The organism is Variovorax glucosi, assembly GCF_051216695.1.
In the GTDB taxonomy this organism is placed as follows: Bacteria; Pseudomonadota; Gammaproteobacteria; order Burkholderiales; family Burkholderiaceae_C; genus Variovorax.
Genome location: NZ_JBPJZE010000015.1, coordinates 1 through 2,078 on the forward strand (window position 1 = coordinate 1; position 2,078 = coordinate 2,078).

Annotated in this window: 2 protein-coding genes; both read left to right on the forward strand. The window is 68.7% G+C overall.

The genetic code is table 11. The features are described from left to right. A partial coding sequence (locus ACSFA3_RS22265) for a TAXI family TRAP transporter solute-binding subunit (protein ID WP_435507676.1) occupies positions 1-1,260 on the forward strand: 1,260 nt, incomplete at its 5' end. Between the two features lie 19 nt (positions 1,261-1,279). After that, the coding region (locus tag ACSFA3_RS22270) for a chorismate-binding protein (protein WP_435507677.1) at positions 1,280-2,078 on the forward strand (799 nt) is incomplete at its 3' end.

The following is a 2,078-nucleotide window of genomic DNA, read 5'->3' on the forward strand; positions in this document are numbered from 1 at the left end:
GGCCCCACCGGCAGCGCATATGCGCAGTTCGGCAAGCGCTATGCCGAAGCCCTCAAGCACAGCGGCATCGAAGTGGAGCTCAAGCCCACCTCGGGCTCGACCGAGAACCTGCAGTTGCTGCGCACCGGCGGTGCCGACGTGGCCTTCGTGCGCGGCGGCAGCGCCGACCCGGTGGCCGACGAAGAAGCCGGCCTCACTTCGCTCGGCAGCCTGTTCTACGAGCCGATCTGGCTCTTCTACCGCGCCGACTCGGCGCAGAAGATCGATCGCAAGACCGGCACGCTGACCACGCTCGCCCAGTTGCGCGGCCTGCGCGTGAACATCGACCTGCAGGGCAGCGGGCTTCCGGACATCATGGAGCGCCTGCTCAAGGCCAACAGGCTGGGCCCCGACGACCTGCTGCTGTCGAACCTCGAACAGGCGTCGGCCGCCGAGGCGCTGGCGGCCGGACTGCTCGATGCCATCGTGCTGTCTTCCGCGCCGCAATCGCCGCAGGTGCAACGCCTGCTGCGCTCGGACGACATCAAGCTCATGGACTTCGGTCAGGCCGACGCCTACTCGCGGCGCTTTCCGTTCCTCTCGGCGGTGACGCTGCCGCGCGGCGTGGTCGACCTCTCGAAAGACCTGCCGCCGCACGACGTGGCGCTGCTCGCGGCCACCACCTCGCTGCTGTCGCGCGACGAAACCCACCCGGCCCTGCGCCAGCTGTTCGCGCAGGCGGCGCAATCGGTGCACAGCGGCGCCGGCTGGTTCAACCGGGCTCGCGACTTCCCCAACACCCGCACCAGCGAACTGCCGGTGAGCCCCGAGGGCGACCGCGCCATCAACTTGACGCCGCCGATCTTGCAGCGCTACCTGCCCTTCTGGGCCAGCAACCTGGTCGAGCGCATGTGGCTGGTGCTGGGCGGCCTGCTGGTGTTGATGCTGCCGCTGAGCCGCGTGGTGCCGCCGCTGTACCAGTTCCGTGTGCGCCGGCGCGTGTTCCGCTGGTATGCGCGACTGCGCGACATCGAGGCCAACATCGATGCAAAGACGGAAGTGAAGGAGGCCGAACAGAAGTCCCTGCTCGAAGACCTCGACCAGCTCGACCACGTGGTGAACAAGGTGGCGGTGCCGCTGTCGTACGCCGACGAGCTCTATGCGCTGCGCAACAACATCTATGCGGTGCGCAAGCGGGTGCTGGCCCGTGCGCCGCAAGGCAGCGCAGGCGGAGCGGGCGGTGGGGCCGGGCCGACGACCGCGGCGAACGATACCGCCTGATGGCGCCCTGCATTCGACCTTGCGCACGCTGATCGATTTCGCACAGCCGCGCGGTGACGGCGCGAGCCGGCTGCGCCTGTCTTTCGGTGCGCCTTCGCGCGTGCTGGTGGCGCGGACGGCAGCCGAAGTGCGACCCGTGCTCGAAGCCGTCGAGGCTATGGCGCGCGAGGGACGCTGGTGCGTGGGGTATCTGCGCTACGAGGCTGCGGCGGCCTTCGATCCCGCATTCGCGGTGCATGCAGCGGACGGGCCGTTGGCCTGGTTCGGCATTCACGACGAAGCGCTGCCCTGGCCTGCAGCCGGGAACGACGCTTCGCCAGTGCCCACTGTCGATTGGCAAAACAGCCTCTCGCGCGCCGACTTCGACGGGCGCATGCAGGCCATTCACCGCGCGATTGCGAACGGTGAGCTCTACCAGCTCAACTACACCGCTGCATTGCATGCCGGCTTTCACGGCGATGCACGCGACTGGTTCCTTGCGCTACGAGAGGCGCAGCCCGTCGGCTACACCGCCTTCATCGACACCGGCGAAGAGCAGGTGCTGTCGGTGTCACCCGAACTCTTCTTCGACTGGCATGGCGACCGCATCCTGACGCGCCCCATGAAGGGCACGGCCCCGCGCGGCGCCACGCCCGCCGAAGACGAGGCGCTGGCGCAGCGGCTGCGCACCGTGCCGAAGGAACGGGCCGAGAACGTGATGATCGTGGACCTGATCCGCAACGACCTCTCGCGCGTGGCCCGGCCCTTCTCGGTGCGCGTGCCTCGGCTGTTCCACACCGAGGCGCTGCCGACCGTGTGGCAGATGACATCGGACGTCG